A 16550-nucleotide genomic window follows, 5' to 3' on the forward strand; every position below is an offset into this window, starting at 1 on the left:
ACATGAAATTGAAAAAGAGAGCATCGCTGAACGATGCCCCCTGCTCTTCCTTTATTTTGAAACAATTGTTTCCCTTTCGTCAGACTTTTCATGACGAATCGTTGCTTGTGCTGCTGCAAGACGAGCTAACGGTACACGGTATGGTGAGCAGCTTACATAATCTAATCCTGCTTCGTAACAGAATGCAATGGATGATTTTTCACCGCCATGCTCCCCGCAGATACCTGTTTTTAATTGAGGCTTCACTTGACGACCAAGCTTAACACCCGTTTCAACCAGCTTACCAACACCTTGCTGATCTAGGACAGCAAATGGATTGTCAGGAAGCACCTTTTGCTCGATGTAGGCTTGTAAAAACTTACCTTCTGCATCATCACGGCTGTAGCCGAACGTCGTTTGTGTTAAATCATTTGTACCAAAGGAGAAGAAATCAGCTTCTTCAGCGATTTGGTCTGCTGTTAATGCAGCACGCGGAATTTCAATCATTGTTCCAACTAAATAATCAAATGATTTACCTGTTTCTCCTTGCACTTTTTCCGCTGTCTCTACAACAAGCTGGCGCATTGCCTTAAGCTCATTCACATGACCAACAAGTGGAATCATAATTTCAGGCTTGACTGGAAGTCCTTTATTAATAAGTGTGACAACAGCATTGAAAATTGCTTTTGCCTGCATTTCATAAATCTCTGGAAAAATCATACCTAAACGGCAGCCGCGGTGCCCAAGCATTGGGTTAAACTCAGCCAATTGATTTACTTTTTTCAATAAGAATTCTTTTTCCTTTAATTCAGGTGAATCAGCTGCTGTAATTTGGAGCTTTGTCACTTCAACTAAAAGCTCTTCTTTATCCGGTAAGAATTCATGCATTGGTGGATCAAGTAAACGTATCGTTACAGGATGACCTTGCATGGCTTCAAAAATCCCTTCAAAATCCCCTTGTTGCATTGGCAACAGTTTATCCAATGCGATCATGCGCTCTTCATAGTCTTCAGCTAAAATCATTTCTTGAACGATTGGAATCCGTTTAGGATCCATAAACATATGCTCTGTTCGGCATAGTCCAATTCCACCAGCACCAAATTCCAAGGCTTTCGCAGCATCCTCTGGATTGTCAGCGTTCGCACGAACACCTAATTTTCTTGTTTCATCTGCCCATGCAAGTAATAGTTGAAACTCATCAGATAGTTGAGGGTCAATCATTGGTATTTCACCAAGCATAATCTCCCCAGTTGATCCATCAATTGTAATGACATCACCATAATTTACAACGGTTTCACCAACTGAAAATTTCTTTCCAGCTAAATCTATTTTTAGTGCTTCACAGCCGCAAATACATGCTTTACCCATCCCCCGTGCAACAACAGCAGCATGACTTGTCATTCCTCCACGGCTTGTAACAATTGCCTGGGAAGCCACAATACCATGAATATCATCTGGAGTTGTTTCTGGGCGAACAAGGATAACCTTTTTTCCATCGTTTCCTAATTGTTCTGCTTCATCTGCATCAAAGACGACAAAGCCTGTTGCTGCGCCAGGTGATGCAGGCAGTCCTTTTGCCAATTGTTTACGCTCAAATGAATCATCAATTCGACGGTGAAGCAGCTGATCTAACTGCTCTGGATCTACACGTAATAAAGCTGTCTCTTTATCGATAATTCCTTCTTTAACCATTTCAACAGCGATTCGAATAGCAGCCTGAGCAGTCCTTTTTCCTGTACGTGTTTGAAGGATAAATAATTCTCCACGCTCTACAGTAAACTCGATATCCTGCATATCCTTATAATGATTTTCAAGCAATTGACAAGTTGCCGTGAACTTGCCATATACTTCAGGCATGTCTTTTTCAAGCACATGAATAGGTTGTGGTGTACGGATTCCTGCTACCACATCTTCCCCTTGAGCATTAATTAAATATTCACCATAAAGAATGGCTTCACCTGTAGATGGATTACGTGTAAACGCAACACCTGTACCAGAATCATTTCCCATATTACCGAATACCATGCTTTGGATGTTAACAGCTGTTCCTAAATGATCAGGAATTTTGTTCAAACGACGGTAAATAATGGCACGCTGATTGTTCCAAGAATCAAATACAGCATTAATAGCTAAGAACAGCTGCTGTTTTGGCTCCTGCGGAAAATCATTTCTTGTATGTTTTTTAACAATTTCTTTATATCCGGCAATGACTTCCTGCCAATCCTCTGCCGTTAGTTCAGGGTCTGCTTGATAGCCCTTTTTCTCACGTGTTTCTTCTAAATATTGTTCGAAATAAAAGCTGTCAATGCCGAGCACAACATTACTGAACATTTGAATAAAACGGCGATAGGAATCATAGGCAAAGCGGGCATTTTCTGTTAAACCGGCAACACCCTTTACTGTTTCATCATTCATTCCAAGGTTTAATACAGTGTCCATCATACCAGGCATAGAAAAAACTGAACCTGAGCGAACAGAAACAAGCAATGGATTTGCAGGATCACCTAATCTTTTCCCGGTTTTATCTTCTAATGTTTTTAATGCTGCCAATATTTCTTCTTCTACATATTGGGATATTTTTTTACCGGCTTCATAATAATCATTACAAGCCTGAGTAGAAATGGTAAAACCAAATGGAACGGGCAGACCGATATTCGTCATTTCAGCCAAATTTGCCCCTTTTCCACCAAGTAATTCTTTCATATTGCTATTTCCTTCATTAAATAGGTAAACAAATTTACTCATTATTACCTGCTCCTCTCACTTTTCAAAATATCAACTATTAGGTTAGCCGTTTCTTCAACAGCTTTGTTAGATACATTAATAACTGGACAGCCTATCCGCTTCATAATTTTTTCGGAGTATTCAAGCTCCTCGAGGATTCTTTCAAAGCTAGCGTAGTTAGCCTCAGACCTTAAGCCCAGTGCCTTGAGACGTTCTTTTCGGATTTCGTTCAGTTTGTCTGGTGTAATAACCAACCCAACACATTTATTACGCGGAATATTAAATACTTCTTCAGGTGGTGAAACCTCCGGTACTAACGGGACATTTGCCACCTTAAAGCCTTGATGTGCCAAGTACATCGACAGCGGCGTTTTTGATGTGCGCGACACTCCGATTAATACGATGTCCGCACGCATAACCCCTCGTGGATCACGTCCATCATCATATTTAACAGCAAATTCAATCGCTTCCACCCTGCGAAAATATTCATCATCAAGCTTCCTCATTAATTTCGGCTGATGATTCGGCTCTTTTTTAAATCTTTTCATAAAGGATTCCATAAGCGGATTTAATAAGTCAACAGCCATAATTCCCTCTTCATTTGCACGTTGATCCAGGTATTTCTTTAATTGTGGAATCACGATGGTATAAGCAATAATTGAATTCGTCTGCCTTGCCATTGCAATGACTTCTTCAATATCTTCTCTATCCTCTGCATAGGAATGCCGGCGTATGTCAACATAGCCCCCATTAAACTGGGTTGCAACTGCCTTTACGACAAATTCTGCAGTTTCACCGACAGAATCCGAAACAACGTAAACAACTTCTTTTTCTGATAAAATAATACTCACACCCTTTTCCTTTAACGAGGGATATCATAAATATTTTTGCAACGTTATTAGAGCAATCATCTATAATTTTTTCCCATAAATTCATTTAGCTAGAAACTACTTTATGAACCGCATGTTAGGTCTCGCTCATTACACTAAAAGCATTAATGATTAACAATCACTTAAATATGTTATACTTTTTATGAATATAGAATAACACATTTAAAAAATATCGTGAACATTTTTTTCGTTAAAAAGTGAACATTTTTACAAAGTGCAGGTAAATTAAATACATTATATAGCAAAAAAGGACAGATATATAGGCTTTTGCCCTTATTATCTATCCTTTTTAAATATTAAAATATTTTCCTAGTAAAATATTGTTTTTTTCACAAATACTTCAATCGTTTACAATTTCTTCAATCTTTTGCCCGACAGCAAGTGTCAGCTCCTCCGTCATTTCCGGTATACTTGTTTTTAAAAGTGGATTCATGACCTTCGCCAGTTTCCCGCCTGCTGTGATGTCCAAGAAGCCCGTCATACTCGTTTTATGTTCTGATATTTTAGCAGCTTTAAAATATCCATATCCATTAAATTTTTCATTAATGCCCATTAAATTAAATGTGACTTTTTCCGGTTCAATCCAATTTGTTATATCCACTTTAAGGTGTATTTTCTTCTTAATAATTCCGAACGCACTTTTGAAGGTCCAAGTAGATTCTCTTTCATTTATGATCTCATGGTCTATATAGCCTGGAATAAGCGGTGCCCAGGCATCCATTGATTGAACAAATTTCCAAACCGTTTCAATCGGGACATTCACTTCCATTTTGTGAACATGAGAAGACATTATGATCCATCCCCCTTTGTTGTAAAGGCATATGTATAGACTTATTCCAATTCTATCGGGATTATTCTTACATTAAGCAAAATGATAGTGAAAAAAATAAGCCCAGCCAGTCTGGCGGACTTATTTTCTCTCACCATACACTCTATCTATTTTTTGATCCAAGCGTTTTAAAAGACGGAAGGCCCGATTTGTTTCAATCTGTCGGTAGTGATGACTGCCCCCAGGCTCCTCATCTTTTTCATCTGCTTTTTTGACAATTTCCTGCAAAGGAGTCCTGACAATCTGGCCTCCGGGAAAATATGAATCTGTATGAAATAAGATCGCAAGGGCAATTTCCTTTGCTTTCACCGGATTTTCACCTAAACGTATCAATAATTTATGTGCTCTCTCAGCGCCTTTTATGGCATGGATATCATTTTGTCTATATAAATCATAATCCCATTTGCCATTTTTGTACCAAGTATAATGTCCAATATCATGCAGGAAGGCAGCTTTTGCTGCACTATCAACATCAACATCCTGCTCTTTAGCATACTGAAAAGCATGATACGCACAGGCAATTGCATGAACCAAACCAGATCGAGTAACATATTTTTGGGCTATGTGGTGGTTGAAAATATCCGTTAATGCAACATCTCTCATACGTTCTCCCTCCAGTTGAAATTTATCGGTGTTTGGAACATGAAGATATTTTATCTATATTACTCTTTTTTTGTATCTGCTGACAATTATTTTGTTCATCTATTATATTTTTCTTTTGGACAATTGGTCACTGCTAATTTAGGATAAAGGAATACATTGAAACCACCATTATGGTGTAATTCCCTTATATCTGACTAATTAAATAGGAAATGGATAAAATATGAATGAAAATTGACTTTTTTTTGTTAAAAATGTGTTAATATATGTTTGACGAAACTTGAAATAATTTATAAGTTTCACAAATAAATTTTACATAAGGAGTACGAATATGGAAAAAATTCTTGTTCTCGGACATAAAAATCCTGATACAGATTCGATCTGTTCCGCAATCGCTTATGCAAACTTAAAATCTGCGATTGGTTTAAATGCTGAGCCTGTCCGTCTTGGCGAAATTAATGGGGAAACAAAATATGCATTAGATTATTTTCAAGTAAACGTTCCCCGTTTAGTAGAAAAAGTTGCTGCTGAAACAAACCAGGTCATTTTGGTTGACCACAATGAGAGTCAACAAAGCGCGGACGATATTGATCAAGTCCGTATTCTTGAGGTAATTGACCACCATCGTATTGCAAATTTCCAAACAAGCGACCCGCTCTATTATCGTGCTGAGCCAGTTGGCTGTACAACAACGATTTTAAACAAGCTGTATAAAGAACATGGGGTTGAAATAAAGAAAGAAATCGCCGGATTAATGCTTTCAGCTATTATTTCTGACTCCCTATTATTCAAATCACCTACATGCACAGAGCAGGATATCGCTGCTGCACGTGAGCTAGCTGAAATTGCAGGCGTTGACGCTGAAAAATACGGCCTGGATATGCTAAAGGCTGGCGCTGACCTTAGCGACAAAACAGTAGAACAGTTAATCTCTCTAGATGCAAAAGGCTTTGACATGGGTAATTATAAAGTCATGGTAGCTCAAGTGAATGCTGTCGATACAAATGATGTGCTGAAAAACAAAAAAGAAATTGAAGAAGCCATTACAAAGGTCATTGCAGACCAAAATCTTGATTTATTCTTTTTTGTTGTGACAGATATCTTAACTAATGACTCCGTTGGTCTTGCGCTTGGAAAAATGACTAATGCAGTTGAAACAGCGTTTAATGTAGAGCTTGATAATAACGCAGCTATCTTAAAAGGCGTTGTATCTCGTAAAAAACAAATCGTACCGGTTTTAACTGATACATTAAAGGCTCTATAATAAAAAAGAAGCATGGAAATCCCATGCTTCTTTTTTATCCAATTATTAGACATACATGCTATCCTTCACGTACAAAATCATGGCAATTTCATCACAGTTATGCAGCTTAGGGCAGGTAATACAATCCTTCCATACCTTTTGCGGCATATTATCCTTTACTGTCACTTCGAAGCCGCATTTTTGAAAAAATTCAACTTGATACGTAAGAGAAATTAACTTTTCAATTCCTAATCGATTGGTTTCCTCGACTATTTTTTCCACGAGCATTTTCCCGATACCCAGCTTTAAAGCAGGAGTATCAACAACAAGCGAACGAATTTCAGCTAATTCCTTATCTAAAATGGTTATACTTGCGGACCCTACAACTTCTCCGTCCTTTTCTGCAACAAAGATTGAAAAAATATTTTGATAGAGTGATTCTTTCGTTCTTGGCAGCAATATCTCTTTTTCTGAATAAATATTGATTAACTCATGTAATCTATCAATATCTGAAATTCTTGCTCTTCTGATTTCAACCATTGTTGTCCTCACCTTTACGAATTATCTTTAATGTTTATTATCATACTTTATTTTTGGAAAAAGTCAATAAATAATCACAAAATTGTATAATTATAAATCATTTTATTTTACTGCCTACCTTTTTGTGCACGAAAAAAAGCAGCTAAGTTCTAAATCACTTAGCTGCTTTCTTACAAATGTTTGATTATGCGTCGAATACTTCAACTTTTTCCATTACATCGCCATTTTTCATGGAAAGTACTGTATCCATTCCGGATGTTACTTTACCGAAAACAGTATGTACTCCGTTTAAGTGCGGCTGTGGCTCGTGAACGATGAAAAATTGGCTGCCACCTGTATCTCTGCCTGCATGTGCCATTGATAATGAGCCTACCTCATGCTTATGTGGGTTTCCTTCTGTTTCACATTTGATTGTATAACCAGGACCGCCCATGCCAGTTCCTGTTGGATCTCCCCCTTGTGAAACAAAACCAGGGATTACGCGGTGAAATACAACACCATTATAAAAACCGCTGTTAGCTAGTTTTTCAAAATTTTCCACTGTATTTGGTGCTTCATTTGGGAATAAATCAAACTCGATTTTCTCACCATTTTGCATCTGTATGTATCCTTTTTTAGCCATTCGTATCCAACTCCTTTTTATTTTTATGAAACAAACAAAATAATCATAACATTATTTACATCATTACACAAAGATAAGGGAACAAACGATGGGGTCTTTATTTAGCATCATAGAAATTCGCTAGTTCCACAATCATTGCACCCATTCGTTCATGCTCTGGTACAACGATTCGGTCAACGCTCATTTCACGTAACGCTTCTGCCGTCACCTTACCAACTGCTGTGGCAACTGTGTTATCCGTAAAAGAAGCGATAAGTTGATTTTCAATTCCTTGTTCTTTCGCATAACTGAATAAGGAATGAACTTGAATAGCAGTTGTAAAACAAACAGCGTCAACTTTGCTATTTAAGATTTCCTTGCACAATGTTTCAACAGTATCCTGTAATGGTGGTATATGCTGATAAGGCAGAAGCTGAGTTGTCTCCGCACCTTTTGATGTTAGAAAGCTCATTAAGGCCGGAGCCTTTTCACCATGCAGCTGAACAACCACTTTTTTTCCCGAAAAATCTACATCCTTTAACTGACGGATCAGTCCCTGTGTCGTACCATCATCATCAGAGGCTTCACACTTCAATTCAAATTTCTTTATCGCAGCAGCTGATTTATAGCCTCTGGTCGCTATTTTTGCCTTATGAAGCTGTTTAATAAACGCCTCTTTAATAGCTAAATTCTCGGCAAGCTCGAGAAGGGTTTGAAAGCCAATGCCCGTTGTAAAAATCACCCAGTCTGCACCCTGTTCAACAAAGGTCACAAGATCCTGCCTTACTTCCTCATCTGCTTTAAATACGGTTCCCTGCAGAGAGCGTACTATGGCGGTTCCTCCCTGCTTTTCAATTAAGGCTGTCATTTCCTCTGTTTTACGCGATGCTCCAAGTACGATATGCTTTCCTGCCAATGCATTCCCCAATAAAATCACCCTTTTCCATTATTCATCCACTATTTATTTTTACATATATTAATTGTTTTTGATAGATTATTATGTGAACTTACCTCCTATACTATCAAAAAAGCCTCGGTTCATGGCTGAATCCGAGGCTAAGACTAGATCTCATATTAATGATGGTGACCATGATGAAGCCGGTCTTTTACAGGGTTTGTAATCACAAAGCCTTCGTTAGGAACATAGTAATATTGAATCCAAACACCGTCTAAAAACTCTTCTCTGGCATCCAGCAATATCTCAATATCCTTATCGGTTTGCACTACTTCATCATATTCTGTTGGCTCATCAAAACGAAGATCATAATGCGCGTGGTCACCATGCATATGGGTGATATAAACACGGATCATTTTCCCTGTTTCCCCTTCATTGGCTATCATTTCCTTCAATATCTTAGCTGCATGGCGGTTGATTTTACATTTCATTTTCTACTGACTCCTATCACAAAGAATAAAAATATAATCTCATTCTTACAGAAAAATTGCAAATACCTGGAGTCAGCCGAATTTCTAGTTTGATTCTTTCACTTTTAGGCTGTCTAAAATAGTAAAAAGCTCATCTAATTGTTTAATTTCATAGTCTGGTACCACTTCATTGCGTTCTTTATTTGTTCGGTTTATCCAGACTGATTGAATGCCTGCACGCGTTGCACCTAATATATCCGTCATTAAGTTATCCCCAACCATTAATACTTCATCCTTTTGAAGATCAAGCAATGATAGCGCATGCTCAAAAATAGATGGGTCAGGTTTCCCTTTTCCGAAAGCACCTGAAATGACAATCTGATCAAAATAAGGAACGAGTTCAGGTGTGATCGTAAGCTTTGTTTGCTGCAGGTCAGGTGAACCATTTGTTAGTAATAATAATTTATATTTTCCTTTTAGTTGCTCTAAAACAGAAAAACTATCTTCGTATACAAATGGTTTACGGCGCCTCTCTTCTGGAAAACGCTCAGCCAACAGGGCAGCAAATTCATCATCATTAATTCCATGCTGCTCCAGGCCTCTCTGCCATGATTCTTTTCGATAACCTGGTACAATCTCCTTCATTTTGCGGAATTGATCGTCATCATCGAGAAAGTTCCCCCATAGGCCTTCAAATGGATTGATTCCAATCATTTGCGTAAATGCATACGTTTCATAGCTTGAATACAATTTTCTTGCTTCTTCCCGAACAGACTCTTCAAGTTTTTCAGGGTCTACTTGGTATTTATCAGCCGCCACTCGACATGTAGCAGTAAAGGCTTCCTTCACACTTCTTTGGTCCCATAGAAGTGTGTCATCCAGATCAAAAAAAATCGCTTTTATCATGCTGTATTTCCTCTCCCCTTTAGAAACATGCTTCTATTGATTTATCGCTTTCTGCTCTACTTCGACTACCCATCCAAATGGATCTTGCTCTTTTCCAAGTTGGATACCTGTTAATGTATTATATAATTTCATTGAAAGCTCGCCTGTTTGGCCGCCATTTACGATTAACTTTTCATTATTCCAATATAACTCGCCAACTGGTGAAATAACTGCTGCTGTACCAGTTCCAAATACTTCTTCTAATTGGCCCGCTTGGTAGGCCTGATAGATTTCATCAATTGAGACTCTTTTCTCCACAACTGGTACATTCCAATGCTTTAATAAATGGATAATAGAATCTCTAGTTATACCTGGTAAAATACTTCCATTTAATTCCGGAGTTACTACTTCACCATTAATCCTAAAGAAAATATTCATACTTCCTACTTCTTCAATATATTTTCTCTCGACCCCATCAAGCCATAAAACCTGTGAGTACCCTTTCTCCTCAGCAACTTCCTGTGCTTTTAAGCTTGACGCATAGTTACCTGCGGTTTTTGCTTGACCTGTACCGCCAGCCACTGCACGAACATATTTATTTTCAACAGCAATTTTAACCGGATGGATTCCTTCCTTATAGTAAGAACCAACTGGTGACATAATAATCATGAATTTATAGTTATTTGCCGGATGAACCCCAAGTGTCGGCTCAGTAGAAATAATAAATGGACGAATATAAAGTGAGGTTCCCTCAGCCTGTGGAATCCAATCACGATCAATATTGATAAGTTCTTTCAGTGCTTCAAGCGCTAACGCTTCATCAACAGGAGGGATACAAAGTCGATCATTCGATTGATTTAATCTTTGCATATTTTTTTCAGGTCTGAACAGCAGCACTTTCCCTTCAACGGAGTAATATGCTTTTAGACCCTCAAATACCGTTTGTCCATAGTGAAAGATCATAGCAGACGGTTCAATTGTAATAGGTTGATATGGAATGATTTGCGGATCATGCCAGCCTTTATCTGATGAATAATCCATCACAAACATATGATCAGTAAAAACCTTACCGAATACAAGATTATTTACATCAGGTTTTTGTCTTTTATTTGTGGTTAGAGTGATACTAATGTTTTCGTTTGACATGATTTTCGTCTCCAATCTAAATATAAAACTAAAAAATGAAAAATCTGATAGTAATACTTTATCACAAAATATCAAATTTTAAAGAAGAATTATTTTGAAAAATGTTTATTTTATCATTTTTTATCGAATTACGTCATTACATTTTTACGGTTCAATGTAAGAATCTATTAGGTCCTTTAATTGTCTGCCCTTTTCTTTGGCATCATTGATTCCCTGATTTAATCTATCTCCCCATTTAGGTGCCTCTTCACTCAGCTTTTCTTTCCATTTTTCAGTTTGATCAATCAGCTGCTGTTTATAATCTGATTCCCCTGATTGTTGGGTACGAACAGATTCTGTATTAAATTCCTCTGATTCGATATATGGCTTTACACTCTCCATTATGGTTTTAAAAATGGGAACAACCGTTTCAGAGCTGCTGGAGGATAAATAATGCTCTCGGTCTGTTTGGTCATAACCTAACCAAACTGTACCAACAATGGTAGGTGTATAGCCAACAAACCATTGATCTTTTGTACCATTTATATCACTGTAGGGAAGCTGTGTTGAACCTGTTTTACCAGCAAGCTCCATACCAGGAATCTTAGCTCCCTTTCCTGTTCCAGTCTCTACAACGCCAAGCAGCATCGATGTGATATCCTGTGCTACTTTTTTCGAAGTAACTCTAGTTGATTTCTTCTTATACTGGGCTATTTCATTTCCCGTTGGGCCGATAATCTTCGCAATAAAATGGGAGGTTTCTTTTTTCCCGTCATTAGCAAACACGGAATAGGCCTCAGCCAATTGTAATGGTGAAATTCCTTTACTCATGCCGCCTAAGGCAATCCCTAAGTAATGATCCTCCTTTTCAAGTGGAATACCAAACTTCTCTAAAGAAGCGATCCCTTTCTCTAGACCAATTTCATTTAAAAGCCATACTGCCGGAACATTTAATGATTGTTCCAGTGCTTCATACATTGGAACTTCACCTTGAAAAGTACGCGAGAAGTTCTCAGGTGCGTAATCACCAATTTGAAGCGGCTCATCCTTTAGGATTGATGTTGTTTTATAGCCTTCTTCCAGAGCAGGAGTATAAACAGCAAGCGGCTTTAATGTCGACCCGGGCTGTGCTTTCATATGGGTTACCCGGTTAAAACCGCGAAAAACATAATCACCTCTGCCCCCCACAAGCCCAAGAACACCCCCGGTTTCGGGATTTAACAGAACAGATCCGCTCTGCACAAGCGTTCCTCCTTTTCCGGAGGGGAACACCGAATCCTGGCTATACACTTTCTCTAACATAGATTGGATATTTTGATCCATCTCTGTATAAATTCGGTAACCACGTGTCATAATTTCTTCCTGTGTTAATCCATATTTAGAAATGGCCTCATCTAAAACAGCATCCACATAATAGGGATATTCACGCTTAATATAGCTTCCACCGCCATCTTCTAAAATAATCTTCTCATTCTTTGCAGTATTGTATTCTTCATTTGTAATCACTCCAAGCTCCTTCATACTATGGAGGACAACATCTCTTCTTTCCATTGCCCTATCATAATGACGATATGGATCAAGGGCAGATGGCGACTGCAGGAGCCCGGCTAACATCGCAGCCTCACTAATTGTCACGGTTCTGATGTCCTTATTAAAATATTTCTTTGCTGCTTGGTCAATTCCCCATGAACCACTTCCGAAAAAAACTTGATTTAAATACATACTTAAAATTTCATCTTTTGAATAGTTCTTTTCAATTTCAACAGCCAAGAACAATTCTTCAATTTTCCTGCGATAGGTTTGCTCAGGGGAAAGAAGGGCATTTTTGGCGAGCTGTTGTGTAATCGTGCTGCCGCCGCCAGTAATACTGCCCGCAAAAAGGTTATTAAAAAACGCTCTTGCCATTCCTTTTAAATCGAAGCCATTGTGTTCCTTGAACCGACGGTCTTCAATTGCTATCACTGCATTTGGAACATATTCTGGCAGGTCCTTTACATCAATTCCCTCGGTCCGATTTGTATCAACCCTTGTTGCTACATCACCATCTTTATCGTAGATGACCGTTGTTTGTGTTAACCCTTCCTGAAGCGACTGAACATTAGCCTGAGATGCCGTAAAGGCAAAAAAGAGAATGGTCAATAGTACAAAGGTTAAACCGCTAAGTAATAAAATTTGCGTCAGATGCTTCTTCCTCCAAAACCTTCTAATTGCATTTATTAGTGGTTTTAGTAGTTTGATCATAGGAGGACTGATTACCCTCCAGATTTTTTTTATGACATTCCATATAGATTGAAATCTTTTCATTTCTTCTCCTCTAATCTATTTAAAGCTTTTCCTTATTATTTACTTATATTAGCTTATATTAAATAGAATTGAAAAGCCTAATACAAGGGCAGCATGGATGACAATTCATATAAGCTACTGAATTCAATTTTAAATTTTCTGATTTTTTATAAAAAACTGTTTTATTTTCCTCCAACATCATATATACTGTATTATAACAACAGGAAAATAAAATATACTGTATTATAAAAGGAGAGGGTAAGAATGAACATGTTAACAAGTAAAATTTGTCCTGAGTGTGGTCAAACGGTGAACGAACAAATAGAGTCACATTTAATGGAATGTGACCGCTGCCTCTCAAAGAAATCAGAATAACCACAACCATACATGTATACTCATAAAAACCATAAAAAAAAGCCCTCCATTGAAGGAGGGCTTTACTTTTAACACCTTTAGAGACCCAACCATTGTCATTAGCTGATATGCGAACACCGTTCAAAATATAGCCTGCGTTCATTTCACTATAATTCTAGCTTTTCAGCCAATGTGTGTTTGTTTCGCTATCACTTATTTGACTACTGCATTATCGAACTTCCCATTCGATAACTGGTTTTCAAGGGTATTTGGATTCTAATCATATACCAGAGTGAAATAATGATTTCACTTTTACGAGTATAATGATTTTTGGGTTTAGAGTTTAATTATTAGCGTATAATTTATTGAAATTCGTCATAACTCTTAACTGCTGTCATCTTGCTATAACCTAATACTGCTACTAATTTCAGTTGCTTTTTTACTAGTAACTGGAATAAATGTTTTGGCATTATGTTATAACTATGCCGGATGAATACAAGTTATTGCAGTTTGTTAAACTAGCGCATGTAACTTTTTAAGTTGTTGGCAACATCGCTATAACCATTGTACTTGCAACTATCTAGCTACCGTTTGTTCGTTATCACTTAGTGCTTGTAACTTTTAAAGCTGGCATATTGTTATAACACTTTGCTCCAGAACATTTTAAGTTCTTGCGGTTTATCATAACTATTGCTCATATCTTTTTAAGCTGCTTGCATTTTGCATAACCAATACTTGTAACTTTTGAAGCTGCTTGCATGTTGTTATATCTTATTGCTAATAAACTTTAATCGTTATTGCATTTAATTTAACTATCTGTTTCTAACCGATTTACCTCGCTAGCAGTTTGAATTACCTATGATTATTTACTGTTATCATAGATATTACATGCTATGCTTATTTCAAGATTATAGGCTTAATTTTCTACTCTATTCCGTTTGAATTCCCCCTTGTATTCAATTTTTTTGAAGCTCCCCTTCAAATTTCTTACTAAACAGTGTTGTGTTTGACTGTTAAACAATTACTGTCGTTCTCATTTGAAAGGATATTATAGTTTCATTTCTTTAACGAAACGAACACTATATGGTTGAGCCTCTAAAAGTGTTAATCTGTTGTAGAATGTTTTTTATCTTTTCTACACTTTTATTATAGCTTAAAATTTGTATCTGTAAACGCTTTAAATGTGAATTTTCCGTGAATAAAGTTTATTACAATAATTTATCTTGATTCTTTCGCAGGTGTCTCCGTGCCTTCCCCTGAAACCACCATCTGTTCATAATCAACATTTTGCTTTAGCACATAAAAAGAAAAACTACACGGATATGTGTAGTTTAAATCTTGGGCAGTTCCCGAATTTCCATCGTCATTTCGTGACCACATAAAGGACATTTTAAATCGTCGGATGCAAAGTCTTTCCTCATCCAGCCGTTACAAACAGAATCACTGCAGGAATATACTTCAACATCCTCCATGATATTTTCTAATTTATCATCCTGACCTTTTCTGTTAAAAAAAATCGGAATCGCCCCCTAGTTTTTATGGCAGTCCTTTCATTCATTAGATGAAATGGAACTACTCATGTTTAAGATACCCATCACTTAGATTAATGGGTTAAAAATTCAATTAGTCTCTAATAGTATAATCAACTTGAAAAAATTTAACAGGGAATCTAAAAAATAGCAGCTGAAGACGTTATTGTTTTGTTTACCTATCCGTACCATTTTATTTTCAAAAGCTAATCAATAGAATATTTAATGTTCAGAACTTTCTCCTCCTTTATTATTATACCATGACTTCAATAAAAATGATGGTTAACTCAGAGTTTATTCTATTCATGGAATGGTTTCTATGGCTGCAGCGCAAGACTGTTCTTTATTTTGCGAATAATCACTCATGTTCACATTTTATCCATATGATTCTCTCCTATTTTTATATATCTTAAACATGGGAGGGGTAAGCGTGAAAAAGATCTACATGATTAGTGCCATTATTGTCATTATCGGAATTACTGCAGGCATTTCGTTTTTTGTCATAAGAGATATATCTGCCAAAGTGCCTGATGATATCTCCCTGGTTACCATGCATGATAAAGAGTATGTGTTTGGAGAATCGGATAAGAAATTAAAGCTAGTTGAATTTATGTATACATATTGCCCGGACATCTGTCCAACAACTACATTAAAAATGAATATGTTAAAGAAGGATTTAGAAAAAGCAGGTGTATATGGAAAGAATATTCAATTTCTAACAATCACCATTGATCCATATCGTGATACAACGGATAGGCTAAAAAACTACATGAAAACCTTCGAAATTGAAGATGATGGAAACTGGCTACTTTTGACTGGTGATCCTAAAAATATCAAACAAGATCAGCAGGAAATACAAGAATTAGCTAATACATTCCAGTTCCAATATAGAGATCCTGGAGATGGTTTCTTTGTTCATAGCACATTTGTCTTTTTAATTGATGAAAAGAATAAATACATTAAAAAATTTCCAATGGGCGAGGAATTTAATAAAGAGGAAATCTATAATAAAATTATGGCTGAAATCCAATAACACTATAAAGCCTAACAGATAAATAGTAACGATAGGCAAGAATAGTAATCATTCTTGCCTGTATTCTTATACAAACTTAAGTACTGTCAGCTTTCTCTTACTTTTCCCGTCCTGTTGCAGCGAATTGTCTCCCATTTCTCTGGGCAGATCAGTTTTATCAGGTAAATACAATGACATTTTGGATCGCGGCTCTGAAAAGCTTATTTGTATCCCCGACTTTCTTAACCGATTTACTAAATTAATAAGCTGTTTACTAGGCATGCTAAAAACCCCTTTAACGATCTCTATGATTTTATTGTACTTGGTAATTATTAATATTATATGAACGAATAATGATAAATGGATGAAAAGCGCTGTTCCTTACTATTAAATACGTGTTCTCTTCACTGTTCTCCTGCAATAAGTTAAAACTTTCATAAAATTTACTACTTTTTCCTTACCTTTCCTCCATAGACATCTATAGGATTCCCATCCGCCCTCTTAAAACTGCGATATAACAGTACTTATCCTATTTGTAGACATGAAAGGTGTTCTTCCTCACTAAAAATGGTATAATCGTTTCATATTGTG

Annotated in this window: 17 protein-coding genes; 3 read left to right on the forward strand and 14 right to left on the reverse strand. The window is 37.0% G+C overall.

All coding sequences use genetic code 11. The annotated features are described in order from the left end of the window. Nucleotides 1-51 precede the first annotated feature (51 nt). From ppdK to ACHUFV_RS04340, 4 genes are all read right to left on the reverse strand, one after another. The gene (gene ppdK / locus ACHUFV_RS04325; RefSeq protein WP_394232371.1) at nucleotides 52-2724 is read right to left on the reverse strand and encodes a pyruvate, phosphate dikinase; all 2673 of its coding nucleotides are present in this window, start codon (nucleotides 2722-2724) and stop codon (nucleotides 52-54) included. A 2-nt stretch (nucleotides 2725-2726) separates the two neighbouring features. Then, entirely contained in the window at nucleotides 2727-3554 is an 828-nt protein-coding gene (locus tag ACHUFV_RS04330; RefSeq protein ID WP_394232372.1) for a pyruvate, water dikinase regulatory protein, read from the reverse strand. 379 nt (nucleotides 3555-3933) lie between these two features. After that, nucleotides 3934-4383: a CoxG family protein gene (locus ACHUFV_RS04335; RefSeq protein WP_394232373.1), complete on the reverse strand. Its 450-nt coding sequence runs from the start codon at nucleotides 4381-4383 to the stop codon at nucleotides 3934-3936. Between the two features lie 120 nt (nucleotides 4384-4503). After that, on the reverse strand, nucleotides 4504-5025 hold the full coding sequence (locus ACHUFV_RS04340) for an HD domain-containing protein (protein ID WP_394232374.1): 522 nt from the start codon (nucleotides 5023-5025) through the stop codon (nucleotides 4504-4506). A gap of 328 nt (nucleotides 5026-5353) precedes the next feature. On the opposite strand from ACHUFV_RS04340, the gene ACHUFV_RS04345 reads away from it, so the two are divergent. Next, nucleotides 5354-6286 (forward strand): manganese-dependent inorganic pyrophosphatase, encoded by a 933-nt coding sequence (locus ACHUFV_RS04345; protein ID WP_394232375.1) that lies wholly within the window; start codon nucleotides 5354-5356, stop codon nucleotides 6284-6286. Between the two features lie 45 nt (nucleotides 6287-6331). On the opposite strand, the gene ACHUFV_RS04350 is transcribed toward ACHUFV_RS04345, so the two are convergent. From ACHUFV_RS04350 to ACHUFV_RS04380, 7 genes are all read right to left on the reverse strand, one after another. Further along, nucleotides 6332-6805 (reverse strand): N-acetyltransferase, encoded by a 474-nt coding sequence (locus ACHUFV_RS04350; RefSeq protein WP_394232376.1) that lies wholly within the window; start codon nucleotides 6803-6805, stop codon nucleotides 6332-6334. A 184-nt stretch (nucleotides 6806-6989) separates the two neighbouring features. Then, entirely contained in the window at nucleotides 6990-7427 is a 438-nt protein-coding gene (locus ACHUFV_RS04355) for a peptidylprolyl isomerase (RefSeq protein WP_394232377.1), read from the reverse strand. A 97-nt stretch (nucleotides 7428-7524) separates the two neighbouring features. Beyond that, entirely contained in the window at nucleotides 7525-8334 is an 810-nt protein-coding gene (locus ACHUFV_RS04360) for a uroporphyrinogen-III synthase (RefSeq protein WP_394232378.1), read from the reverse strand. Nucleotides 8335-8480: 146 nt separating this feature from the next. Continuing rightward, nucleotides 8481-8792 (reverse strand): iron-sulfur cluster assembly accessory protein, encoded by a 312-nt coding sequence (locus tag ACHUFV_RS04365; protein ID WP_394232379.1) that lies wholly within the window; start codon nucleotides 8790-8792, stop codon nucleotides 8481-8483. 84 nt (nucleotides 8793-8876) lie between these two features. Continuing rightward, nucleotides 8877-9677 (reverse strand): HAD family hydrolase, encoded by an 801-nt coding sequence (locus ACHUFV_RS04370; protein ID WP_394232380.1) that lies wholly within the window; start codon nucleotides 9675-9677, stop codon nucleotides 8877-8879. Between the two features lie 33 nt (nucleotides 9678-9710). Then, on the reverse strand, nucleotides 9711-10802 hold the full coding sequence (locus ACHUFV_RS04375; protein WP_394232381.1) for a branched-chain amino acid aminotransferase: 1092 nt from the start codon (nucleotides 10800-10802) through the stop codon (nucleotides 9711-9713). A 144-nt stretch (nucleotides 10803-10946) separates the two neighbouring features. Beyond that, entirely contained in the window at nucleotides 10947-13022 is a 2076-nt protein-coding gene (locus tag ACHUFV_RS04380) for a transglycosylase domain-containing protein (protein WP_394233378.1), read from the reverse strand. A 306-nt stretch (nucleotides 13023-13328) separates the two neighbouring features. Between ACHUFV_RS04380 and yhfH the strand changes: the two genes are divergently transcribed. Further along, nucleotides 13329-13439 (forward strand): protein YhfH, encoded by a 111-nt coding sequence (gene yhfH, locus ACHUFV_RS04385; RefSeq protein WP_394232382.1) that lies wholly within the window; start codon nucleotides 13329-13331, stop codon nucleotides 13437-13439. Between the two features lie 1197 nt (nucleotides 13440-14636). On the opposite strand, the gene ACHUFV_RS04390 is transcribed toward yhfH, so the two are convergent. Continuing rightward, the gene (locus ACHUFV_RS04390; protein ID WP_394233462.1) at nucleotides 14637-14798 is read right to left on the reverse strand and encodes a hypothetical protein; all 162 of its coding nucleotides are present in this window, start codon (nucleotides 14796-14798) and stop codon (nucleotides 14637-14639) included. Next, the gene (locus ACHUFV_RS04395) at nucleotides 14750-14890 is read right to left on the reverse strand and encodes a cold-inducible protein YdjO-related protein (RefSeq protein WP_394232383.1); all 141 of its coding nucleotides are present in this window, start codon (nucleotides 14888-14890) and stop codon (nucleotides 14750-14752) included. The genes ACHUFV_RS04390 and ACHUFV_RS04395 overlap by 49 nt, the downstream gene beginning before the upstream one ends. 487 nt (nucleotides 14891-15377) lie before the next feature. Here ACHUFV_RS04395 and ACHUFV_RS04400 point away from each other — a divergent pair, with 487 nt between their 5' ends. Next, nucleotides 15378-15980, forward strand: coding sequence for an SCO family protein (locus ACHUFV_RS04400; RefSeq protein ID WP_394232384.1), 603 nt, complete (start codon nucleotides 15378-15380; stop codon nucleotides 15978-15980). A 66-nt stretch (nucleotides 15981-16046) separates the two neighbouring features. Here ACHUFV_RS04400 and ACHUFV_RS04405 read toward each other — a convergent pair whose 3' ends face one another. Next, entirely contained in the window at nucleotides 16047-16241 is a 195-nt protein-coding gene (locus ACHUFV_RS04405; protein WP_394232385.1) for a hypothetical protein, read from the reverse strand. Between the last annotated feature and the right edge of the window lie 309 nt (nucleotides 16242-16550).

The organism is Niallia oryzisoli, from assembly GCF_043641075.1.
GTDB classification, from domain to species: domain Bacteria; phylum Bacillota; class Bacilli; order Bacillales; family Cytobacillaceae; genus Bacillus_BD; species Bacillus_BD oryzisoli_A.

Bases quoted from the DNA above. Each gene is read 5' to 3' on its own strand.
- ACHUFV_RS04345 (WP_394232375.1), top strand. From the start codon at position 5,354: ATGGAAAAAATTCTTGTTCTCGGACATAAAAATCCTGATACAGATTCG.
- ACHUFV_RS04335 (WP_394232373.1), bottom strand. From the start codon at position 4,383: ATGTCTTCTCATGTTCACAAAATGGAAGTGAATGTCCCGATTGAAACG.
- ACHUFV_RS04380 (WP_394233378.1), bottom strand. From the start codon at position 13,022: ATGATCAAACTACTAAAACCACTAATAAATGCAATTAGAAGGTTTTGG.
- ACHUFV_RS04370 (WP_394232380.1), bottom strand. From the start codon at position 9,677: ATGATAAAAGCGATTTTTTTTGATCTGGATGACACACTTCTATGGGAC.
- ppdK (WP_394232371.1), bottom strand. From the start codon at position 2,724: ATGAGTAAATTTGTTTACCTATTTAATGAAGGAAATAGCAATATGAAA.
- ACHUFV_RS04390 (WP_394233462.1), bottom strand. From the start codon at position 14,798: ATGTGGTCACGAAATGACGATGGAAATTCGGGAACTGCCCAAGATTTA.
- ACHUFV_RS04405 (WP_394232385.1), bottom strand. From the start codon at position 16,241: ATGCCTAGTAAACAGCTTATTAATTTAGTAAATCGGTTAAGAAAGTCG.
- ACHUFV_RS04355 (WP_394232377.1), bottom strand. From the start codon at position 7,427: ATGGCTAAAAAAGGATACATACAGATGCAAAATGGTGAGAAAATCGAG.
- ACHUFV_RS04375 (WP_394232381.1), bottom strand. From the start codon at position 10,802: ATGTCAAACGAAAACATTAGTATCACTCTAACCACAAATAAAAGACAA.
- ACHUFV_RS04365 (WP_394232379.1), bottom strand. From the start codon at position 8,792: ATGAAATGTAAAATCAACCGCCATGCAGCTAAGATATTGAAGGAAATG.
- yhfH (WP_394232382.1), top strand. From the start codon at position 13,329: ATGAACATGTTAACAAGTAAAATTTGTCCTGAGTGTGGTCAAACGGTG.
- ACHUFV_RS04350 (WP_394232376.1), bottom strand. From the start codon at position 6,805: ATGGTTGAAATCAGAAGAGCAAGAATTTCAGATATTGATAGATTACAT.
- ACHUFV_RS04340 (WP_394232374.1), bottom strand. From the start codon at position 5,025: ATGAGAGATGTTGCATTAACGGATATTTTCAACCACCACATAGCCCAA.
- ACHUFV_RS04395 (WP_394232383.1), bottom strand. From the start codon at position 14,890: ATGGAGGATGTTGAAGTATATTCCTGCAGTGATTCTGTTTGTAACGGC.